The 22,855-nt window shown below is 33.3% G+C and carries 18 protein-coding genes; 2 read left to right on the top strand and 16 right to left on the bottom strand.

The features are described 5' to 3' along the window. Window positions 1–702: 702 nt before the first annotated feature. Together DR871_RS15530 and DR871_RS15525 are read right to left on the bottom strand one after the other, a co-directional pair. Window positions 703–1,566, bottom strand: a complete 864-nt coding sequence (locus DR871_RS15530) for a glycoside hydrolase family 25 protein (protein ID WP_113667042.1) — start codon at window positions 1,564–1,566, stop codon at window positions 703–705. Window positions 1,567–1,574: 8 nt separating this feature from the next. Then, entirely contained in the window at window positions 1,575–2,291 is a 717-nt protein-coding gene (locus DR871_RS15525) for a CDP-alcohol phosphatidyltransferase family protein (RefSeq protein ID WP_113667041.1), read from the bottom strand. Between the two features lie 381 nt (window positions 2,292–2,672). Between DR871_RS15525 and DR871_RS15520 the strand changes: the two genes are divergently transcribed. Both DR871_RS15520 and DR871_RS15515 read left to right on the top strand, forming a co-directional pair. Beyond that, complete coding sequence (locus tag DR871_RS15520) at window positions 2,673–3,743, top strand: putative type IX sorting system protein PorV2 (RefSeq protein ID WP_455423245.1); 1,071 nt, start codon at window positions 2,673–2,675, stop codon at window positions 3,741–3,743. Window positions 3,744–3,971: 228 nt separating this feature from the next. Next, a complete protein-coding gene (locus DR871_RS15515) occupies window positions 3,972–5,111 on the top strand; it encodes a lipoprotein N-acyltransferase Lnb domain-containing protein (protein WP_113667040.1) in 1,140 nt (379 codons plus the stop codon). A 221-nt stretch (window positions 5,112–5,332) separates the two neighbouring features. On the opposite strand, the gene DR871_RS15510 is transcribed toward DR871_RS15515, so the two are convergent. The 14 genes from DR871_RS15510 to neuC all read right to left on the bottom strand — a co-directional run bounded on the left by DR871_RS15510 (window position 5,333) and on the right by neuC (window position 22,838). Continuing rightward, entirely contained in the window at window positions 5,333–6,727 is a 1,395-nt protein-coding gene (locus DR871_RS15510; protein ID WP_113667048.1) for an exopolysaccharide biosynthesis polyprenyl glycosylphosphotransferase, read from the bottom strand. Between the two features lie 161 nt (window positions 6,728–6,888). Then, the gene (locus DR871_RS15505) at window positions 6,889–8,229 is read right to left on the bottom strand and encodes an O-antigen ligase family protein (RefSeq protein ID WP_113667039.1); all 1,341 of its coding nucleotides are present in this window, start codon (window positions 8,227–8,229) and stop codon (window positions 6,889–6,891) included. A 12-nt stretch (window positions 8,230–8,241) separates the two neighbouring features. After that, window positions 8,242–9,321, bottom strand: coding sequence for a glycosyltransferase (locus DR871_RS15500; RefSeq protein ID WP_113667038.1), 1,080 nt, complete (start codon window positions 9,319–9,321; stop codon window positions 8,242–8,244). Further along, window positions 9,318–10,436: a glycosyltransferase family 4 protein gene (locus DR871_RS15495; protein ID WP_113667037.1), complete on the bottom strand. Its 1,119-nt coding sequence runs from the start codon at window positions 10,434–10,436 to the stop codon at window positions 9,318–9,320. The genes DR871_RS15500 and DR871_RS15495 overlap by 4 nt, the downstream gene beginning before the upstream one ends. After that, window positions 10,433–11,530, bottom strand: coding sequence for a glycosyltransferase family 4 protein (locus DR871_RS15490; RefSeq protein ID WP_113667036.1), 1,098 nt, complete (start codon window positions 11,528–11,530; stop codon window positions 10,433–10,435). The genes DR871_RS15495 and DR871_RS15490 overlap by 4 nt, the downstream gene beginning before the upstream one ends. Window positions 11,531–11,535: 5 nt before the next feature. After that, the gene (locus DR871_RS15485; protein WP_113667035.1) at window positions 11,536–12,540 is read right to left on the bottom strand and encodes a glycosyltransferase family 2 protein; all 1,005 of its coding nucleotides are present in this window, start codon (window positions 12,538–12,540) and stop codon (window positions 11,536–11,538) included. A 31-nt stretch (window positions 12,541–12,571) separates the two neighbouring features. After that, window positions 12,572–13,441 carry a hypothetical protein gene (locus DR871_RS15480; RefSeq protein ID WP_113667034.1) on the bottom strand — a complete coding sequence of 290 codons (870 nt, stop codon included), beginning with the start codon at window positions 13,439–13,441 and terminating at the stop codon, window positions 12,572–12,574. Between the two features lie 51 nt (window positions 13,442–13,492). Then, window positions 13,493–15,139: a hypothetical protein gene (locus DR871_RS15475; protein WP_113667033.1), complete on the bottom strand. Its 1,647-nt coding sequence runs from the start codon at window positions 15,137–15,139 to the stop codon at window positions 13,493–13,495. After that, window positions 15,136–16,677: a glycosyltransferase family 2 protein gene (locus DR871_RS15470; RefSeq protein ID WP_113667032.1), complete on the bottom strand. Its 1,542-nt coding sequence runs from the start codon at window positions 16,675–16,677 to the stop codon at window positions 15,136–15,138. Before DR871_RS15470 ends, DR871_RS15475 begins: the two co-directional genes overlap by 4 nt. Window positions 16,678–16,679: 2 nt before the next feature. Then, window positions 16,680–17,825, bottom strand: a complete 1,146-nt coding sequence (locus DR871_RS15465) for a glycosyltransferase family 4 protein (RefSeq protein WP_113667031.1) — start codon at window positions 17,823–17,825, stop codon at window positions 16,680–16,682. 2 nt (window positions 17,826–17,827) lie between these two features. Continuing rightward, window positions 17,828–18,703 (bottom strand): hypothetical protein, encoded by an 876-nt coding sequence (locus DR871_RS15460; protein ID WP_113667030.1) that lies wholly within the window; start codon window positions 18,701–18,703, stop codon window positions 17,828–17,830. A 132-nt stretch (window positions 18,704–18,835) separates the two neighbouring features. After that, window positions 18,836–20,269, bottom strand: a complete 1,434-nt coding sequence (locus DR871_RS15455) for an MBOAT family O-acyltransferase (RefSeq protein WP_113667029.1) — start codon at window positions 20,267–20,269, stop codon at window positions 18,836–18,838. 48 nt (window positions 20,270–20,317) lie between these two features. Then, entirely contained in the window at window positions 20,318–21,718 is a 1,401-nt protein-coding gene (locus DR871_RS15450) for a glycosyltransferase family protein (protein ID WP_113667028.1), read from the bottom strand. Continuing rightward, a complete protein-coding gene (neuC, locus tag DR871_RS15445; RefSeq protein WP_113667027.1) occupies window positions 21,708–22,838 on the bottom strand; it encodes a UDP-N-acetylglucosamine 2-epimerase in 1,131 nt (376 codons plus the stop codon). The genes DR871_RS15450 and neuC overlap by 11 nt, the downstream gene beginning before the upstream one ends. Between the last annotated feature and the right edge of the window lie 17 nt (window positions 22,839–22,855).

Raw genomic sequence — 22,855 nt, 5'->3', positions numbered from 1 at the left:
TGAAAACATGCTTTTTGAATGTCAAAGTTTTTTAAACAAAACAACAATCTAATAGCCGATGAACGCCATTTCTAATCAAAATCGCCTATTTCAGTACGATCGGACGCTTTCAACTTCCCTCTTTTATATACCAAAGCTTTCAAAATTTAATCTTTGTTCATGCTTTATTAGCTCTTCAACGCGCATTACCCCTTCAAAACAGTCTGCCTTTACAGTATTTGAACAAAAAAACTACTCTAGATCAATAAAATGGTTTTATCCTATACCTTATATAGTAACAAAAATCCCTTTTCCATTCGCTCCTATATATAAGGTAACAAAACATGTCCAAACTATAGAAAGACACGTTATTAAAATATCAATTGATGTAATAAGCAATTGTTACATTGCTAAACGAATGATTCTTTATTGCGTAAAAATAAAATAATTAAAAAAGAGTCGTAAAAGCGAAACATAAAATAATTGAAGAAGCAATAATTAATAGAACATTAATAACTACAGTTCATATTACGTCAAAATTACGGATGTAAATACACTAATTAGATTGAGAAACTAGGTGATTGATAATTACGACAACAAATCTGAAGAAACTATTTGAGCTAGACTAGGCAGAAACAATATTATAAATCTAATAAAGCAATATTTACTAATATTTTAAAACTAAATAACGAAAAATACAACATTATTATTTTTCACTGAAAACTACTCCACAGTAATATACCTCAACTGCTGCAAATCTCCATTATAAATATTCACATCGACATTTCCTTTAATCCCAGCGACGGTTGCTTTCTCTGTGAATTGCCAAAACAACCAGTCTTCGCCGATTTGCTCCCGATAAAAATTATAATTGGCAATCCAAAAAAGATAATCACCGAATTCTTCTTTCAAAAAATCATCATAATACCGCTCGCCAGTGTAAATAATTGGTTTAACACCATAATGAGATTCTACAGCTTGCAACCATCGTTTTAATCCTAATTTAAGATTGGCAACAGACTGATTTTTAGGTAATTTTTCTATATCCAAAACAGGTGGCAAATCGCCTTTTTCCAACGTCACAGTTTTAATAAAAAGTTCGGCTTGTTCCAATGAATTCTCGTTGGGGCGGTAGTAGTGGTAGGCTCCCCGAATCATTTTATTTTCTTTGGCGCCAAGCCAGTTCCGTTCAAATTTTTCATCTTTTCGATCTTTCCCAACGGTTGCGCGGATAAAAACATAATGTAAAGGATATTTTTGTTCTAAAGTATCCACATACGACCAACTAATTATTCCTTGATATTCTGAAACGTCAATACCAATACTTTTGCCCTCATGTTTTTCTAAAACTTTAAAATTCCGAACGTCCGAAATGCGTTTAGCTTCTCGATCAGCTCTGATGATTTTATCCGATTTGAAACCAAAATAATAAGACAAACCATTTCGATAATGAAAACCGACTCCAAGTAGCACTACAATCAAAAAAGTGACAATCAAATAGCGCAATAGCTTCCCAGAGAGAAAAGAAGCTTTCTTTTTGGATTTACGAACTGCGTTTGACTTTCTTCGAACGGTTTGTTTTCTCATTCAAAAGATTACTTTTTAAGTACTTTATTATTCAGAACCGATAGTAGAACATAAAATAGTATCAACAACGGAATTCCTAAATAGCGAAAGAAAATCAATAACAAAAGTGAACATGTCAAAAAGACAACTTGAAGTGTATTCTCTTTAAAACTAAACTTCTTGATTTTCAAAGAGAATAATGGAATTTCAGCATTCAGCATATACGCGCTCAAAACCGTCAGCACCAAAAGAAACCAAGGATTAGTAAGGAGTTCTATAATAATTAATGAATCAGTATATTTCAACACCAAAGGCAGACTTAGGACAAACAGCGCATTAGCAGGTGTTGGCAAACCAATGAAAGAATCTGTTTGACGAGTATCAATATTAAAATTTGCCAGACGATAACAAGACCCCAACGCAATTATAAAACCTAAATAAGGAAAAAACTGCAAATGACCTGCCGCTGCCGTTGATGCATGGCTAATCATCATTTGGAACATCACTAAACCCGGAACAACACCACTTGTCACCATGTCTGCCAAAGAATCCAACTGCAATCCCAGCGGACTGGAAACGTTGAACAATCGTGCAAAAAAACCATCAAAAAAATCCAAAAATATACCCAGACAAACAAAATAAAAGGCCATTTCAAAATCTTGATTGAATGCAAATACCAGCGCGATACAGCCACAAAAAAGATTAAGAAGCGTAATGAAATTCGGAATATGTTTTTTAATAGTCATCATAATACAGTTTAAGGAATCAAAGTTGGCAAATTTAGTATAATAAGTCAATGAAAAGTATGTTTTTTAGTAGAGATTTTTAACAGGAGTAGCAATCCTTATATCACCGCGAATTCGCAAATTAAAACCTTCCATTATAAGCAAAAAATTAGCAAATTAGCGGTAAAACCTAAACTCGAAAACTTTCAATTTTAAACAAATCAGTAAAAATACTTTACATCCGTAGCATCCGCGTTCCATTTTTTACTGAAGTAATACTCTGTTAAATCTAAACCACATGACCAACACACTAAATTCAATAGCAAAATGAAATAACCTCAATTAAAAATTATATTTTTGATAAAAAATCAAACAGACTCTTCGTTTGTAAAAATGATACCCTTGAAAAAAAGCTTTTTAGTAGTAACACTTTTTGTATGTACCCTGATGTACAGCCAGACCGTTAGGAAATATTCAAATGAGTTTATGAATATCGGCGTGGATGCGGCTGCATTGGGCATGTCAAATACTGTCGTGGCTTCCACCAATGATGTGAATTCAGGATATTGGAATCCAGCGGGACTTATTCGGATGAAAGACCACCAGGTATCTTTTATGCACGCCAATTATTTTGCAAATATTGCTCAATACGATTATTTAGCCTATGCCAGTCCTATCGATGATCGCAGCGCTTGGGGAATTTCATTAATCCGTTTTGGGGTAGATGACATTTTGAATACTACGGAACTAATCGACAGCCAAGGCAATATTGACTACAACCGAATCAGTCTTTTTTCGACTGCTGATTACGGATTTACTTTTTCCTATGCGAGAAAATTACCGGTTCCCGGATTTCAATATGGCGTAAACGCAAAAATCATCCGACGTATTATTGGGAAATTTGCCAATTCTTGGGGATTTGGTTTTGATGCCGGAATCCAATTCGAAAAAAACAACTGGCAATTTGGATTAATGCTCCGCGACATTACCACTACCTATAATGTGTGGAATATTGACGAAGATGAATATCAGAAAATTGCAAACGCCATACCCGGTGAAAATCAAGACTTACCAGAAAGTACCGAGATTACAGCTCCAAAAGCTCAGCTGGGTATTGCTAAAAAGTTCATCATTCGTTACGATTACAGTATTCAGGCTGCAGCCAATGTGAACATGCGTTTTGCCAGAACCAATGATGTAATTGCTACTGATTTTGTCAGCATCGATCCGGCTTTAGGATTGGAATTTGGGTATACTGATTTGGTTTTCGTTCGTGCCGGGGTAGGTAATTTTCAGAATGTACAGCAACTGGACAGTACGGAAAAAGTAGGTTTTCAACCGAATATTGGTCTGGGATTCAAATACAAAGGCATTCAGATTGACTATGCGTTGACCGATTTAGGGAATCAAAGCGCTGCTTTATATTCCAATATTTTTTCGATAAAAGTAGATTTAGGAATGTTTAGAAATTAATTTCGAAGAATATTTAGAATCAAATTGCGCCATTCAATCTTCTATAGTTTTTCTAATTTCCTTCTAGGTTGCACAAACCCGTTTCAATAACAACCCTTTCTTTTACAGAAAAACTTTGTACGCCTTTTTCTTTCTTTGAGTATCTTTGTCAGACAAATTCAATCAATGAAATCGTAAATGAGTTTTTTTTAACAAAATTACATTTTATACCCTTTTAACAGCAAACGAATGCATACATCATTTTTCAAAAAAATAGCGCTACTCCTCTTCGTATTATCAACGGTACATTTTAGTTTCGGTCAAAACATACAATTATCAAAAAATACGCACGTCAGCGTAATCACTTGTGGAACAGGAAATGAATCGTATTCTCTTTTTGGACACACAGCAATACGAGTGCAGGATACAACCAACGCCACTGATGTGGTGTATAATTATGGTGCATTTGACTTCAATACGCCAAATTTTGTAATGAAATTCATAAAAGGAGATTTGCAATACTTTGCTGTTGCGCATTCCTACGCTGATTTTATCAGTCAATATCAATATGAAAAAAGATCAGTTTATGAGCAGGAATTAAACATTCCAGTAGATTTAAAACAAAAATTATTTGACAACCTGAATACCTCTTTGGCTTCTGGAGAAAGTCACTATACCTATAAATTCATCGACAAAAATTGTACATCGATGGTAGTTGACATCATCAATAAAACACTGGACACAATTGCAATTGTAAAAAATACCGATACTGATATTACGTACAGAACCATATTGTACCCGTATTTTGACGGTCATTTTTATGAAAAATTAGGCACCAGCATTATCTTCGGTAAAAAAGTAGATCAATTAGGAACCAAAATATTTCTACCATTTGAATTACAAAAAAGCCTCGAGAAAGTTTCCTTTCAAAATCGTCCGCTGGCACTGGGAAACAAAACTATAATCGAATTCAAAAATGAGGTTCCTATGTCTTGGTGGAATAATCCCTATGCGTACTTCATAGTGCTTAGTTTCATCGTGTTTATAAACAAGAAAAGCATCGATTTGTTTTACCTCAGCATACTGGCCGTAATTGGAATATTCTTTTCGTTTGCAGGGTTTTACTCGTTACATCTGGAATTAGGATACAACTACAATATCTTATTATTCAATCCAACCTTAATAGGCCTACTCTATTTTTATTGGATGAAAAACAAAAAAATAATTTACAATCTGGCGCTATTAAATATCGCATTATTGGTGATTTATTTCTTTTTGATAATTAACAAAGCACATTTGGTGTTGGTACTGCCACTGGTAGTTTGCAGCGGAGTTGTTTTAGTGAGACTGGCCATTCAAAACAAAAAACGAATTCCAATCATAATATAAGGAAGCCTTCTATTACTTTTACTTTAATTACTTGTGACATCTAGTCTTTTAGCCACTAATGCGCTAATTTTTTAAAGATATAAATGAGTGTTATTCGTGTCTTAAATAATTATAGGTTAGTCGTTACAAACAGTCCTACATTAGAAAAAAAATCCCTCTATAATTTGTGTAAATCTTTGAAATCTGTTTTAGAAAAAGATCTGTATAATGAATAAGAATAGCTACTGTCCCCTATAAAACAATACAGTCGTTATCGTTTTGAAAGCAATATTCAAATCCAGATAAATACTGCGATGCTTGATGTAATACAAGTCATATTGCAACTTGATTAAACTATCATCTATCGTTTCGCCATACGAATAATTGACTTGTGCCCAACCGGTAAGTCCAGGCTTGATGATGTGCCTAGTCTCATAAAAAGGCATTATTTCGGCAATTTCTTTTACAAAAATAGGACGTTCTGGTCGCGGACCGATAACGGCCATATCACCTTTTAAAATATTAATAAACTGAGGAAACTCATCCATTCTTGTTTTTCGCATAAACTTCCCAAAGACAGTTATTCGTGAATCATTCATTGCAGTAAAAACCGCGCCGTTCGATTCGGCATTTTTCACCATCGTACGGAATTTCAAAATTTCAAAAACAACACCATCCTTACCAACCCGCTCCTGTGAATAAAACAAACGCCCCCTGTTACCTATCGCATTTCCAACCAATATAAGCGGAAAAAGAAACAATCCGACTACAAGACCAAAGAAGGAAACTACAATTTCAAAAATACGGATGGTCAACAAGTATAATTTATTCTGATTGCTTCGGCTGAAAGGAAAAAAACGATAAAAATCACGGGACATATACTGCACAGGAATACGCTGTGTTTTACTTTCATACACCTGTGTATACTCTCGTATAATATTTCCCGATTCTAATAAATGTAACAATTGTTGGTATAAATCAGCGGTGATTCCTTCTGTATTCTGAGAAGCAATCACAATTTCAGAAATCCCATTTTCTTTTACAAAAGAAAACAAATCATCTCTTTTTATTAGTTTCACATAATGGTAATCCAAAACCGTATCTTCTGCAATATCAGTGTTAACAAATCCAACTATTTTATAATGTGGATCAATGTTTTCTAATCCTAAAATCAGCTCTTGAACTTGCTCTTTATCACATATCAATATGGCTTTCTGAACAAATCGATTGGACGCTAAAAAGAGCACATAAAACATTCGCCATAAGAACAGCACAACAAACATTACTAAAAAAAACAATACAACTTGAAGTCTGTTAGCCGGTAACTCTGGCGAAAAAAAAGGGGTGAAAAGATAAACAAAAACAGTTGTCGAAACCGTGAGTAATATGTTTTGCAAAACTAAAAGCTGATTACTGGCGACTTGTAGGTTATACATTTCGAAAATCGATGCAAAAAAAATAAGATAAACAACTAGGAGAATGGTCCAGGAAGGTCTACTGGCAGCTACCGTCAAATATTCTTGATCAAAAAAAGTCCCAAAAAGATACAAACCCAAAAGAACAAAAAAAACATCAAAAAAACGAAGAATGATTTTTCGCTCAGAAATTTCAAAATGTATTTTCCTTTTAGTAGACATGCTTTGTTTTTGGTATTTTGGCAATTTAGCAATTTTGCCTTCAAATAAATAGAAAGATGCAAATTAATCCGATAAAACCCTTATTTATTCTATTCGTTCCTAAATTGATAAAGCTTCAAACTACGAAACGTTTAGTATAAAATACTATTCTAATCACGATCCTAATTTACTTCTTTTGAAGATTTTTCAAAACGAATAATTAGCAGCGATAAGGCATAAACAAATGCTGGCGCAGCCGTACGCATAGCGGCATGGTTAATTGTCAAAAACCAAAAGATAACAAAACACAATAAGAAAACATTAAACTTATATTCTAGATACAGAACAAAAGGGGTGACAATAAGAATCAATAATCCAATTACTCCCAACATCCCATGTTCTGCTAACATGCGAGTAATTTCGTTGTGGGACGCCGTAGTTTCTCCCGTTTCGGATTGCCTGATTTCGATTACTTTCCCAACACCGGCACCAAAAAAAGGATTGTCTAAAAAAATATCAATTTCTTCATCTGCTAAATTCTCCCTTCCAGTAAACTGACTCGTTTTTACTCGTCCAGAAGCATCTTGATTGGCATACCGCTTGTTGATAAGCCCTCCAGTTTGAAAAGAAGTGTACATCCACACTCCAACAATTGCTAAAACAATAAGCAAAAAACCATAATTCAATTTAACTCTTCCTGCATCATTCGAATTAAAATATAGAAATGTTAAAAGTATAATAATCATCACGATACCCGTTATCATACCTCCTCTGGAAAAAGTAATAAAACCCCTGTAACTAATATTCAAGGCAAGAAATAAATTGATAAAAACAATCAATTTTGTTTTGGATGCTAACAATACCCGTGAGAAAAAAATAAACATACCAAGCCCTAAAGCGGTTGATACTTGATTGGGTCCAAAACCTCCTGAAGTCTGAAAATTAGATTCTGTTCCGGTAATTACATCTTTTATAATGGGTGTATAAACAGTCAAATAGACCATGCAAGTAACAATAGGCAAACCCATATTGAGCAAGACACGATTCATCTGTTCTAAGGAAATACTTCGCCTAAAAGTGTATATGGAAGCAATCCCTAAACATAGCGGTCCCGAAATATTAAAGGCTATCCTTGTTCTAATATTGGTATCTAGATCTAAAGCAAAAGTAGCAATGACAAGGCCAGGGATTAATAAAAACAAAAACAGCCAGTACGAAATGGCTCCCCTTGAAAACCCACTGAAATACATTCCTAGGAGCAAAAAAAACAGTACTCCATATTTAGATATTTCATAAAGGGGATTTCCGCCGGTCATTCTCAAAAAAACCTCGCTTCCAACTACATAAGCTGCAACAAGAAGGGCTTCGTTATTTTTATTGCTGCTTTTAATGACATAAATAGTCCCAAAAATAAAAATGGAATATCCGTATATCTTAGCGGTAAATGGCAATGCATAAACTAAAAGTCCAATCAAGACATGAACAAGCAACAAACAGATATAGGAGATTTCCTCTTTTTTCATTTTAAATAGTTTTCAGTTGATTACGTTTTTGTAATGACTGATTAAAATATTAACTACTTTTTCTTTAGAATAATTTTCTATAACCAATTCTTGCAAATGTAATGCAAAACTAAACCTTAAAGAGTGTCCGGAAATCATTTTCTGAAACTGTGTATGAAGATCAGAACTATCTAAAGGATTAAATAATAGTCCGCTAAAATTATCTTTAATAATCAAAGGACAATATCCCACATTTGTCGATATAACAGGTAGTTGCGATAAACCATATTCCAATAAAGTGACAGGAAATCCTTCTGCCGTTGAAGCTAAAATACCTATTGTAGCTTGAGAAAGTATATGTTTTATATCATTTTTTGAATCATAAATAAAAATAAATTGCTCCAACTTACTTTTGTGAATAAAATTCTTTAAAATAATTGAATAACTATCGTGGTAATCTTTTCCAATTAAATGTACGGTCCAGCCCAACTCATTTAACCTCATTTTTGCAAAAACTTTCAGAATTATTAAATGATTTTTAGGCTCTTTTAAATTTGCTAAACAGACAATCCGCTTCTTATCTTGACCTTTTAAAAAAGTTTTTTTCAAAATATCGTTCTCAAACGTAGCAAAATTAGGAATGAAATATATTTTTTTGGTCAATAAATTTTTATTACACCAAATTTCTAAATGAGGATTGACAACAAATACACAAGAAAAAAATCTAGAACAAAAAATCAATATTAAATTATTCCAAATTGATTCGTTCACTCTTGTTCCGTAATGGTCATGCCAAATTAACTTCAAAGAAGGCAACGTTAACTTTAGTAAAAAACCAAGAAAAAAAGAGGTACCATGAGCATGAACAACCGTTACGTTATGCTGCAGCACATAATTTCTCAAGGCATAAAGAGCTTTAAAATCAATTGTTTTTTTCTTATTGAGATATAAATAAGATACTTTAGCATCAATTTGAGAACATAGCGATCCTTCTTTTCTAGTCGCCACTAAACCTGAAAATGCAACATACTTAGTCAATGCATTGGCATAATGTACCGCCATGCGCTCTGCACCTCCAGGCTCTAAACTATCTATTAATTGAATAATTCTCATGATTGAAGGAGTTTTTCAATGTCATTTTCAAATACATCTAAAGTATAGGTTCTGGACCAATCACTGCCCTTTTTAGACATCATTTGAAAATAACTTTGATCATCCAAAAGCGCTTCTAATTGTCGGATATCATATTCTAAATTCATTTCCAGCAAAATACCGCTATTCCCATAATCTAACATAAACGGAACACAAGACACCGCTGTTGCCACTGGCACACAACCCCAAAACATGCCTTCGGCAATTGCTTTCGGCCAGCCTTCGCTTTCAGATGGCAAAACCACAAAATGACTATTTTGATATGCTTTTTTTATAATTTCCTGATTTTGATTGCCTTCCAATACAATTATTCCTTCTAATTTATGCTTCAAAATATAGGATTCCAATAGGGCTCGCTGAACTCCTTCTCCATAAATACTTAACACAACATCGTATCCTTTTTGAAACAATTCTGCAACCAATTGAACTGCATACAACGGTTTTTTTCCTTGTACCAAAGTCCCAACAAAAACAAAAGTAATCGTGCCTTTTAATTCTTTTGGTAGTAACGGCAATATATCTTGATCCAAATAAGTAGCAGTGAAAAAAGATTTAATATTTTTAGTCTGATTGGGCCATTCTCCATACACTAAAACCTGCATGTTTCTGGTCAGGAAGGAATTACTTAAAATCCATTTTTGCAAACGATAACTCCAAGGCTGTTTTGATTTTGGATCCCAATTGCCGGCATATTTGGCGGTTTTCGGTGTACTCGGAAATAGCATTTGAACAAAACAACCCAATAAACCTATATTTCCTGGACATCGCAAATGAATGTGATCGGCACAATACATCGCCTTAAAAATTTGCCAACTGATTTTTGGAGCCTTAAGTATCGCATTCAAAACTGCCCAAAATCCCAACAAACTAATTTGGTCAATAGACATAAATTTAATATCCTTTGAATTGTAAGGACAATTTATAGCAGTTAATTCTACATTTTGCATTGGAGCCACAATAATTAATTTATCAATATATTTTGACCAAACATTCATTTCATTCACAAAAGGTGAATATGCAAAATACTGATTTTGCACCTGAACATGAGAAACATGTGTGATAATTGCGAATTTCATAATAGCCTTTTTGAAAACTCATTACAATAATTATCCATCCTAAATAGTTTCAAATACGTACCTCTAGCATTAACTCCCATTTGTTCTTGTAAATTAAAATTACTTTCTACTTTTTCAAATAATGCAACAATGGAATCAATATTTGAATCAAACTTAAAACATTCTTTTCCATCGATTAAATATTCCGACAACCCTGTCGAATTCGAAATCAATAAAGGTGTAAAATTCATCATTGACTCGATACCAACCATATTTAAAGCGTCAAACTTTGAGGGAATTATGGTAAAATGACTTTCATTTAAATACCTATCAACTTCCTCATATCTTAATCCTCCATTGCATTTAATGGAGTTACTTTCTTTAATTAACATCTCAATTTCACCTTGTTGGTTTCCAGTACCTGCAATATTGATAATAATTTTTGTTTCTTTATTTTTATTTTTAAAAATATTAAAAGCATGTATTAAATCTACAACCCCTTTAGATGCATCTAACCTTCCCAAATAAGATACCACAATATTATCATTAGAATTATTGTTTTTGCTTATAAATCTATCAGACATTGGATTCAAAACAACTATACCATTAGATACAGAAAAAGAAGACTCCAAATCAATCTTTGCTAATTTAGATGGGCATACAATTACATCACAAAACAGTTTATAAAATAATTTTTTTCTAAAAAATAATAACTCTCTTATGATATAACTATTTTTACTGTCTATTAAAATCTGATTTGTCAATGTGTGGTAGTAAGCTAAAGTCTTAACATTCCCGAATGATAACAATTTAGAAATTCCGATTGTAATATTACTACCCACAAAGTGTCCAATTACAACTTCTGGTTTGTATTTTAAATAAATTTTAAAAAACCAAAAAACATCTTTAAATGATGTTGGCCTTTTTTTAGATGACCAAGAAAAAAGAATGACTTCACCTTTCCCTTTTTTGATGATTTTCATTTCTTCAAAAAAAGGTTTATGAGAAATAAAAACAACTCTATTTCCTAATTTTGCCAAATGGTGTGCCAAATTAAAACTCATCGACGCAAATGAATTTTCCGTATAATTATGGGCAATTAGAATTGTCTTCATTTTTATTATTTCGGTGTACTAAAAAACAAACTCCACCAACCTATTGTTCTGCCAAAGGCTTCAGTAAAGGCTTCCTTCCGTTTTTTTGTTGTAAATATATTGCTAAATCGAATCAATGTCAAAAGTATCGTAATGGAATGCCACTTCATTTTAGCATCAAATGAAGGCTTCCTGTTTTTTGTCCTCCAAACATACCAACCATTGCGCACTACCATTCTTCCATATTGATATTGATTGGGTCTTCCTGATGGATCGTGATAATGATTCAACTGCACTTTTGTATTGATTACATTACTTCCAAATTGCAATGCCCTGATACTAAAATCAGCATCTTCATACAAACCGTAACCCTCAAAATAAGAGGAAAAGTGGATGGAGTCAAAAACTTTTTTCCGAAAGGCAAACGACATCCCAATAAGTAAATCAACTTTATAAATTTTAGTATTCAAAGGAAATCCACAGGTTTTACCATGAGAAAAATCAGGCATTCTCCCGGGTCCAAGTTTAGATTGTAATCCTAAATAATTACGAACCACATTACGTTGACCTTCTTTGTAGACAAATTCATCAAACTGAAAATAATGAAATTTATTATACTCTTTATTAGGTTCCGCCAAAATCCAACTATTTTCATTTATAGCTACTCCTCCAACACCCGAAATGGTTTCATTATCTGTAAATGTTTTGATAAGCTCTTCAAAATAACGGTGCTCTAAAACAGTATCATCATCCACAAAACAAATAACTTCCATCGTAGTTCCAACGCGGGCAATGCCATAATTGCGTTGTTTAGTTAAACCACGATGTTCCGAAGAAACTCTAAAATAATGTAAATTATCAAAATAATTTTGAGTTAGAATAATTTCCGTTTCATCATTGGTAGAACCATCCACAATTAAAATTTCATCTGGATATAAAGTTTGACTCTGTACCGATTGCAATAATCGCAACAAAGGATTGGGGCGCAAATAGGTGCAAATAATCAGGGTAAACGGAAAGTGAGTTTTCATAAAACTAGGAGTAAAAAAACCATTTTTATCATTAAATTTTTAGAACTACAAGAATATTTCCCGCTGTTAATTGCTCATCAGAATACCTCATATAATCAGTATGCAATTTAACTTTTTTAAATAAATCATATAATTTTGTTCCGCTTTTTGTACTTTCATATTCCAGATGAACAACCTCCAAACCACAAGTAGTAAAGATTTCTAAAAACTGTGGCAATCGCAAACGGTTATGATAATCAAATTTAGTATGAATTTTATCCCACTCTAACGTACTATACTTTAAAAATTCCTGAAGTGCAATAGAGTTGTCTCCGTGCTGCCTCAAATCACTTGGTGAAATGAAATGAATGATAGTGGTACCTTTCTTTAATTCCATTTTCATTTTTTTGTGGAGCGAAATCACATCATTTTCTCTCATATGGGATAATACATAACGCGAGAATACAATATCGGGACTTGGGATACCTTGTGTTATTATATTATAGTTAGGAAAATATTCAATACCACTAGGCAATCCGAACTTATTACTTGGTTCAGGAATAATAGTACAATTGTATTTCTTAGAAAAGATCTGGTTTAATTCTAAAACGGTATCTTTTTTAAAGTGTTTATTGATATCATACGTTAAGACTTCTTTTGCTTCATACTTATATTTAAAAAAATAAGGCATACTAGGAAACCAACCAGACCCAAACTCGAAAACTGTTTTATCTCTAACATCTATATTCAATTTATGCAGCACTTTAGACAACCTCAAAAAGGTATATTCTACACTTTTTAGCCGATCATCAAGAGTAGATTTATCAAAAAAAACTTGAATTTTATGGTAAAAAAAATCATCAACTTCATTGGGTAATAAGGCTAGCATTTGAAACAATATTGTTTTTAATTTATGGTTCATCTTTTACTAAAAATTTAACAAGTTATTATAAAAGTAGTTTTATTGGCATAATTACTGAACCTTTCTATGATTCAAATCAGTTTTATTTTTCACAAATACAACTCCATTTAAGTCAATATCAAAAACTACAGTATCAAAATTGGACCAATACTGAACTAATTCAGAAAGAGTTGGATTCCAAATTTCATTATTTATAACTTTAGTCCCTAAATAGTTGAAGTTGCCAGCCACAACTGTATCAATCGTAGTTGGTGTGGCAAACATCCTTCCCTTATGGTAAGATATGGGCACCGAAAAATAGGTGTGTGCAATGAACATCCCTTTTTCCTCTATCAAATCATCAATGTTTTTTTTACTTAGTGCTTTTTTAAAGTCTAACATTTCAAGGGTTTGAAAAATATAAAACTCTTTTTCAAAAATACGATGTTTAAACAAAATCGTTTGATACTTGGCCAGTTTATACGGTCTTATTTTATTGCGTTTCCAAAAAATAAAAACCGAAAGGATTGCAGCACTTAGTTTGAACGCATTCTTTACTAAAGGTAATAAACTGGCTGCTTTTTTCTGAAAAAATAATTTTTTAAAATGAGTCGCAGTACTTTTATATTGCAATAGCAATACATCGTCATTATAGTAGTGAAATATAATATTCTTGATCATTAACTGCATCCTTTTTATCAAATGCAAATCTTTATTTCCAATCCAAAAACGCGACAAGGTAAAATGTTGAACATTGAGCTGGTTGATGACGCCACTAGTCGCAGTCCCGGAATCGATATAATTCCATAGCGTACGGATGTTTTTTTGTTCTAAAGTATTTTCATATAACTTATTATCTACTTTTCTATTTTGAAAAAGAGACAAATTATAAGGCTGATAACCATGATCAATCCAGGTTTCCACATCGGTAAACGGCGGCACAAAACAATAGAAATCATCAAAACTTTCCTTTTCTGATTTTATCGATTGCGATAGTGAATGATAACACAATTCATGTCCATCTTCCTTCCATTTAGCCAATTCTTCGGTATCATTCTGAAAGGATGCATTATCAGGTCGTTTGGAAAAATGATTTAAGAAAAAACCTTTGCTGATTTGTATCGCATTCTCCTTAAAAAAAGTCCGCTGTAATGCTATATTTTCTGCTGTATCAAAATCACAATGATCCGTAAAAACGGCTATCGCTGAAAAAGGAATTTTAGATCGGCTAATCTCTATCGCTTCACTTGAGGTAAATAACAACGCCGGATGCTCTTTAAAATTAAAATTTTGTTCGGCTTGGACAATTACTTTTTCATTATTGCTCCCTAAATAAAGGGCCATTGGTGAAGACATTTCCGGATTAAACCGCCAAAGTAAAACCCTCGCATTATTTTTGTTTACTTCCCAAATACCATTCGTAATATTAGCCTGAACAAAAAACCCATTACTCAATTGGATGATTTTGGGGGAATATTGATTAGCAACACAATCAATAGTACATCCAATCCATGTATAATCGTGATTTCTGAATTTAGCAATAGGAATAGTAAAAACAATTTCGATATCGAATGCATTAAATTCGGGAAGATTTAAGTTTCTTATATCGATAATCATTTTATGTTTTTGATTTTCATCAAAAACGATTTCTTTTTTTCCTAAAGGTGTGAGTACCGAAACGGACTGTATCAATTTTCTTATCTGACTAATTGTATTCAACTTCTTTCTTTTAATTTATTGGCCCAAAACACACTTTGATTCCATTGTTTTCTGAAATTAAAATAATACCGTAACGGATTTTTAAAAGATTGTTTGGTATAAAATTTAAAAAACAAAATCGTCTGATATCCCTTTTGTTGCTCTTTGCTCAAATGTAATATTTTATACAACTGAACGGTTGGGGATGGTTTGGGTTGAATGCTATCTTTGTCCCAAGCGAATACCGGTTTTGTTCTAAAACCACCTATCAGGGCTTTTAAATGTAAAATTTTTGGTTTAGGCAAATACAGAATATCAATACCTTGATTACGCAGTTGCATTCCAAAATCAGCATCTTCTCCATAACCGAACTCAAAAGCCATATTAAATTTAACTTTATCTAAAAGTGTTCTTTTTATAAAACTGTTTCCTCCACCAAAAGTCGACCATTGAACTGTTTCCTTGAATACTTTTGGTTCTTTATTTTGAGGGTAAAAAGTAGTTACAACTTCACTCCCATATTTTTTAACTCCATTTAAAACCAATTCTAATAAATCACAATCGAATCGATTATCATCATCTGCCAGAAAAACCCATTCGCTCTCCGTTTGTTTCAATGCTAAATTCCTAGCATTACAAACCCCCATTTGATGGGTAAACGTATGCTTTATAACAAATGGCCAAGTTTCATTAGTAAGATACTCCAATTCAGAAACAGTATGCTCCGATGGATTTTGCTCCACTATAATTACGTTTACAGGCAAATGCGTTTGCTGCGCTAAATCTTTCAAAACATTCAACAAATATTCTTTTCTACCAATAGTAGGTATAATAACATCAAGTGATCCTTTATCAACAACTTTCAATGAAGAGTTGACTGCAATAGCGTCAAGATGAATACTTTTTTTGTATCTACTTTTAAAAAAAACGATATTTAGAAAAGCTACAATTGGAAAACTTCTCTCATAAATCAGTAGATTTAAAAAAAGCAACCATACCCATCTTGTTTTATAATGTTGTTTTACAAATTTAAAGAGCGTAAAAACAGACGCTTTTTTACCCTCAAAAACAGCAGTTTTGGTTAACAGTTTTGGTTCTGAATAACATAGTAATCCTAAAGGCATACACACCTTAGCGACAGAATTAAGATAGTAATCAAAATCATTGTCTGCTTTAATTCTACCCTCTATTTTTAAAAGCAAAGAAGCATGGACCACTCCTACTAAACTACTCATTTGCCACGTTGGATATAATACTTTTTTATTGATAACAATGAATGGAGATTCTTCTACATAGCCAATTTTTCGTCCAAAATAAGCGCTGTCGCCCGGAGAATAAGATAGCATCATTTTATTATGATGAAAAAGGAGTTCAACATGTTTTAAATTAATATACTCTTGACATACCTCATCACACCAAACTATTTTTGATTTTGGAAATGCTGTTGCCAGTTGCAATAATCCGCTTGCAATAGTCCCACTCTTGTCAAAAGATATCATTTTATTCTCAGCAGAAACTACTTTAGAAATTCGATTATTTTTATGGTATACAACTATCAAAATTAAACTATTAGAGATTTATAAAATACAATGTTTTCTATTGCTATTTTCTCAATATCAAATTTCGCCTTAACTCTTTCTCGTGCGTTTTTCCCTATTTTTATCATTAAATCTGTATTCTCAAAAACAGAATTTATTCTATTAGCAAACAACTCATGGTCTTTTGGATGAACCAAATAACCGCTTTCACCATCAACAATCATTTCTTTTGCCCAACCAACATTACTATTGACTACTGTTTTTTGCATCGCCATAGCTTCAATAGTGACCATCCCCAACGTTTCAGCAAAGGTGGGAAATACACAAACATGGGCTTCTTTTAGATGCTCAAGTACTGCTTGGTATGGAATTTTACCCAAGTAAAACACTTTTTCAAAATCATTGTCTTTGAATTCTTTTTGCATTAATTCCCAAGTAGATTGGGACTGTGTTGTAATGTCAAACGAATCACTTCCAATTAAAACTAGAGAGGCACCAGGATGTTTTTGCCTTACTAAATTAAAAATAGCGGGCAATTCGAGAACTCCTTTTTTCCGAATAATCGTCCCTATATAAAGAATTACCGTTTTTTCGAAGTTTTCAGGATTGGAGTTGTGGAAATAATGCAAATCCAATCCATTATGGATCGTTTGTATCGTTTTATTTTTAATGTTAAATATTTTTTGGGAAAGCTGACCAGCAAAAGTAGTCGGGGCTATAAATGCCTTCGCTTTTTGAATAGCTAATTTTTCAAACCAATAGTTTTTTAATTTCTGTTTTCTATTTTCTAGATGACAAAAATAAGCATCACTCCCGTGAAAACGAATCACCAATGGTACTTTCAGATTCATAAAAGCGGTAATTCCAGTCCAATCGGGTGCTTCAACCAAATCAATGTGCTCCGAAATAATTAATGTATTAAGATGATTTTGAATGTATTTTCGATGCAAATACCAACCCAATATTTTATATTTCTGTGCTTTTATCAAATGAAGTTTTACTCCTTCCTCTTCAAAATCAACAGCTTCATTTTGACCATAAACAAAAACGGATACCTTCACTCCCTTTTGAGTTAAAGCAACAGCCAAGTTTTTGATACTTGTACCAATACCGGCTGAATGAAGCACACGCACATGAGGATATTCAGGAGTCAGAAAAGCAATGTGCATAATTAATTATTAAAAAAATCTTTTATAATTCGGGCAGTAAACAATCTAGCACCTGTGTCATTCATGTGTCCGCAAGACGAAAAATAACGATCTTCTAACACTACGTTTTCATAATTGTGAACTTCCGGATACAGTTTTTTTACTTTATCAAAATAATCCAATCCTTTGGTATTGGTACACATCGGTGTCATGATCGCTATAAAATTAATATTATTGGCTACACAAATTTGCTTGATTTCTTGATAATACTTATTGGGTATGGGTTTCAAAGCTCGTATATCATTTTTCATATTCCCCTTTTTATTCCCTAATGGATAATACCCTTGGTTATCTAAATGAACTGTTTTCTTATGAATACTATTAAAGAACATTTCCCTAAATCCAATTTTGGAGTCAAAAGCAACATAGCGGTAGAACGGGATATAATACAATTGTTTGAAATTTTTCTCCTTAGAAAAATGCTCCTTAATAATATCCGATTGATGAATATAAGGCAAAAATTTGGCTGCTATTCCTTCTGCTTGATGCTCATTAGACAGATTCAAATCTGTTTCCAGTATTAGGTTTTTTATAACGTACTTACGCTCTACCATCAGCTTTAGCATTAGCGAAGCTTCAAATAAATGGGAACCACTCATGCCAAAATTAAAGGTTTTCAATCCTTTTTCCTCAAACATCGGAGCAACAAAATGATTGTTCGCTCTGGAGGAGCCTAAAATCACCACATCATATTTTCTGGCTTTAGAATTATAAATGTAGTCTATTTTACCTCTGTTGGAAGAATTCAAATAAACAGCGGTATATATAAAGTCTAAGGCAACAGCAATTAATACCGTTACTATTAGTGTTTTGAAAGCGAATACTATAAATTTTTTCATGCGTAACTTTATAATTATTGTTGTTTGTGAAATTGTAACAAAAGCATCATATTACAACTCCTACTGTCACTTCGTGCGCAGTAGAGACGATTTAACTTTTAAATGAGACTCAACTGCGCTTGATTAAACAATTCAAAACTGAAAATAAATAAATTCCTTATAATCGGAGTACGTTCCTAAAGCAACTACGGCCGCAATGCATAACGCTAATTTCAAACTACTGTATTTTCCTGAAATAGGCTCTACTTGTGTTCGGCTCTTCCATTCGACCAATACAAAGCCCAGAATCAAGAGTATTATTTCATAATTATAGCGTTCGTTTTCTAAGTATTGAGACTGAAAACTTTGATTGGTAAAAATCCGACCAATATAATCAAAAGCTTCCCCTATCGATTTTGCTCGGAAGAATATCCAGGCCAAACAGGTCAAAAGAAACGTGCTGACCATGCTTAAAAAAACTTTGAACGAATCAAAATTCCAATACAATTGCACCGTTTCCATATTAGACCGATTCTTCTTTAAAAGCAATAGCGGTAAAAAATACAACGCATTGATAAACCCCCAAGCAATAAAAGTCCAGTTGGCCCCATGCCAAAATCCGCTCACTATAAAAATGATAAAAGTATTGCGAATTTTCATACCCATACCTCCACTGCTTCCCCCTAGAGGAATATATAAATAATCCCGGAACCAGGACGAGAGTGAGATGTGCCAACGCCGCCAAAACTCAGCGATATCTCTGGAAAAATAAGGATAATTAAAATTACGCAGTAAATCAATTCCAAATAGCTTGGACATTCCCAAAGCCATGTCAGAATAACCCGAAAAATCACCATAAATCTGGAAAGCGAAATAGAAAGCACCCAACAGCAACGACAACGAATTCATGGATTCATAATTGTCAAAAATAGCATTGGCATAGGTGGCACAGGTATCTGCAATGACTACTTTCTTGACCAATCCCCAAACAAACTGATACACCCCTTCTTTGGCTTTATCAAAATCAAACGTGCGTTTTACTTTTACCTGAGGCAATAAATGGGTCGCTCTTTCTATAGGTCCGGCAACCAGCAATGGAAAATAACTGACAAACAGCGAATAATCCACAAAGTTATATTCAGCTTTTATTCTTTTTAGATAAATATCAATCACATAGGACAATCCGTGAAACGTATAAAAGGAAATACCCACTGGCAGAATAACGTTAAGGAGTAAAGGACTTGTTTGTAATCCAAGGCCGTTCAAAAACTCGGAAAAGGAATCTGCAAAAAAATTATAGTATTTAAAGACGCCTAAGAAACCTAGATTTATGGTAATAGTGAACCAAAACCATAATTTTCGACCCATTGCTGTCTTGGCTTTTTCAATGCGAATACCGGTATAGTAATCTAAAAACGTGGAGAAAATTAACAAGAATAAAAAACGCCAATCCCAACAGGAATAGAAATAATAACTCGCTATAATGAGGACTGCATTTTGAGTGCTTTTAGTTTTATTAAAAACAAACCAATATAGTACAAATACGATAGGCAGAAAAATAGCAAAGGATAAGGAATTGAAAAACATAATTGATTGTAAAAAATTGTAATCTATTTTATGCTGCAAAGAAAAGGATTATTCTTTATAAATAATGGTTATAATCGACTTCCAAATTCGGGACGATGCTTCTTCCGGGGGATGTTGATTAATAATTTCGAACCATTGCTTTGCACTTTTAATGGACGATTGATCGCCCTTAATCACGTTTTCAATTATTCCAGCTATGGATTCAGGTTTGTCAATCCAAAAAACAGCAGTTTCATTGGGCATTGAGCGAAAGTGGATGTAATTGTATATTTTTTCAACAGACCAAATTGGAAGTAGTGCGTTAGGAATATTATAATTAATAAAAGCACATGATTTATGATGAGCCACATAATCAAAAACCATGGAAGATCCTAAATTGATTACCATTTCAGTATGGGCGATAGTATTCATTTGCAAATCAATATCAGCTTGAGCAGGAAAAACAGTATTCCATTCCTTACCTACTTTTTCCCAAAGTGGTACAATAGCGGTGATCACGTCTTGATAATCATCTAATACTTTATCGAAACGGCTAGAAAAGTCAACAGGGCAACGTCGGAAAATAACGCCCAACAGATACCCTTTTTTATTCAATTCCCGTATGGTTATTGCAACATCCTCAAGGTATTTTGGGTCATTAGGACTTGTAGTAACATCATCCCCAGAATAACAAATGTATTTTTTATCTAAATCCAGTCTGTTTTGCTCAAAAAAAGCATCTCTGGAAAGCAATTTGCTTTGATTAAAATGAGATTCGAACTGTGGCGTTCCTGTAATAAAAATTTGTTCTTGCTTAAGATACGGATAATACAAAAGTAATTCCTGTTTCATGTGATCACTCCATACAAAGTAATAATCAGTTTCCACAACCATCGTCGCTTTGGGTATATTGTCCCATGAAAAAATGAATGTAGCCGTAGGAATCCCTAAATCTTGTGCTGCCAATAATGGTGCAATAGCGGCCATAGGGCGTTGATTCGTACAAAAAACAAATGCAGGTTGTTCCTTTTGCAAGGTTTCCATGCTTTGATGATAATACAAAGTCTTGCGTTCCTGGTTTTTTATTTGATTCCGAATGCGCTGCAAACCACTTTCGGTAGAATGGCTTACAACTAGGAATCGGGTAAATCCGCTTTTTAGTGCTTTCTTTATACCTTTATATTCAAACGGAAAGCGATACGAATCATATACAGAATCTTTCGTTCTAGTAATGCTTCTGTTTAACTCAATATGCTTACGTGCATTTTTATATACTTCAGTAAGCGGATGTGATTTTGAATTTTGAATTTTTATTTCATCAAATCTCAAATCCTTTAAATCAAAAGGGGTAGCATTCCAATACTTAATAACAAAACCTGCATCAATGCCTAATTTATAAAAATCAGAGAAGGCAAAATTTTTCAATCCAATTCCATCTGGAAGCAATACAAAAATCTTTTTATTTGTCATTAAAATCTCTAAACTGTTTTTGGTGGTTCAGATTCCAAATATCGTTTTTTTTCAAAGAATCTAAAAACAAATGGGCACTATTTCCAATTCCAAAATCAGGATTCACATGTTTAATTTTATTTGTCTTGATAGAACGTAGCGCTTTAACGATGCTTTCTTTGTTATAATCTATATTGATTATAGCAGCATCTACAACACGATTCTGTTGACGCGTTCCAATATTAATAATAGGAACTCCATAGTAAGGCGCTTCACGAATTCCGGCACTGCTATTTCCTATTATAAATTGAGCATTCTTGAGTAACGTTAAAAAATATTCAAATCGTAAAGAAGGAATAATTCGAAATCGAGAGTTCCCTTTTAACTGTTCATAGGCACTTAAAACCAATCGACTTCCTAAATCATTGTTGGGATAAACCACTAAATAATTGTGAGTATCTTCTAATAATGCCGTTACAAATTGAATAGCATGCTGCTCCATCTGGTCTATTTCTGTAGTAACTGGATGAAACATAACAATAGCAAACACATCAAAATCTATTTGATAGTAACTTTTTGCCACAGCTAGTTCCGGTAATGTATCCGAGAACATTACGTCAACATCTGGCGAACCAATAGTAAAAATAGATTCTTGAACCTCTCCCATTTGCAACAACCGTTTGGCCGCATCTGCATTAGAAACAAAATGAATGTGACTCAATTTACTTACACTATGCCGAATCAATTCATCTACCGTTCCTGAGAGTTCACCGCCTTCAATATGAGCAACCAAAATATTATTTAAAGAACCCACAATAGCACCAGCCAAAGTTTCAACTCTGTCACCGTGAACCACAATCAAATCAGGGCTTACTTCTTTACAATAGCTTGATAAGCCTTCAATGGTTTTAGCCAAAGTTAAATCCATCGTGGTTTCATGCGTGTGATTTTCAAAAGTAGAAACATTCTTAAAATGACACCGCTGAATTTCTATCAGGGTGTATCCATAGGTTTCTTGCAAATGCATCCCGGTTACAAATACAAAGACTTCAAAATCATCCTGATCTTCAAGGATGGTAATCAGTGATTTTATTTTACCAAAATCAGCTCGGGTTCCCGTCAGGAATACTATTTTTTTCATTATTATGCTGTCATGTC

Origin of the sequence: Flavobacterium petrolei, from assembly GCF_003314435.2 — a bacterium.
Taxonomy (GTDB): Bacteria; Bacteroidota; Bacteroidia; order Flavobacteriales; family Flavobacteriaceae; genus Flavobacterium; species Flavobacterium petrolei.
The sequence above is the reverse complement of the archived record's forward strand: the minus strand, read 5'-3'. Positions and strand labels throughout refer to the sequence as shown.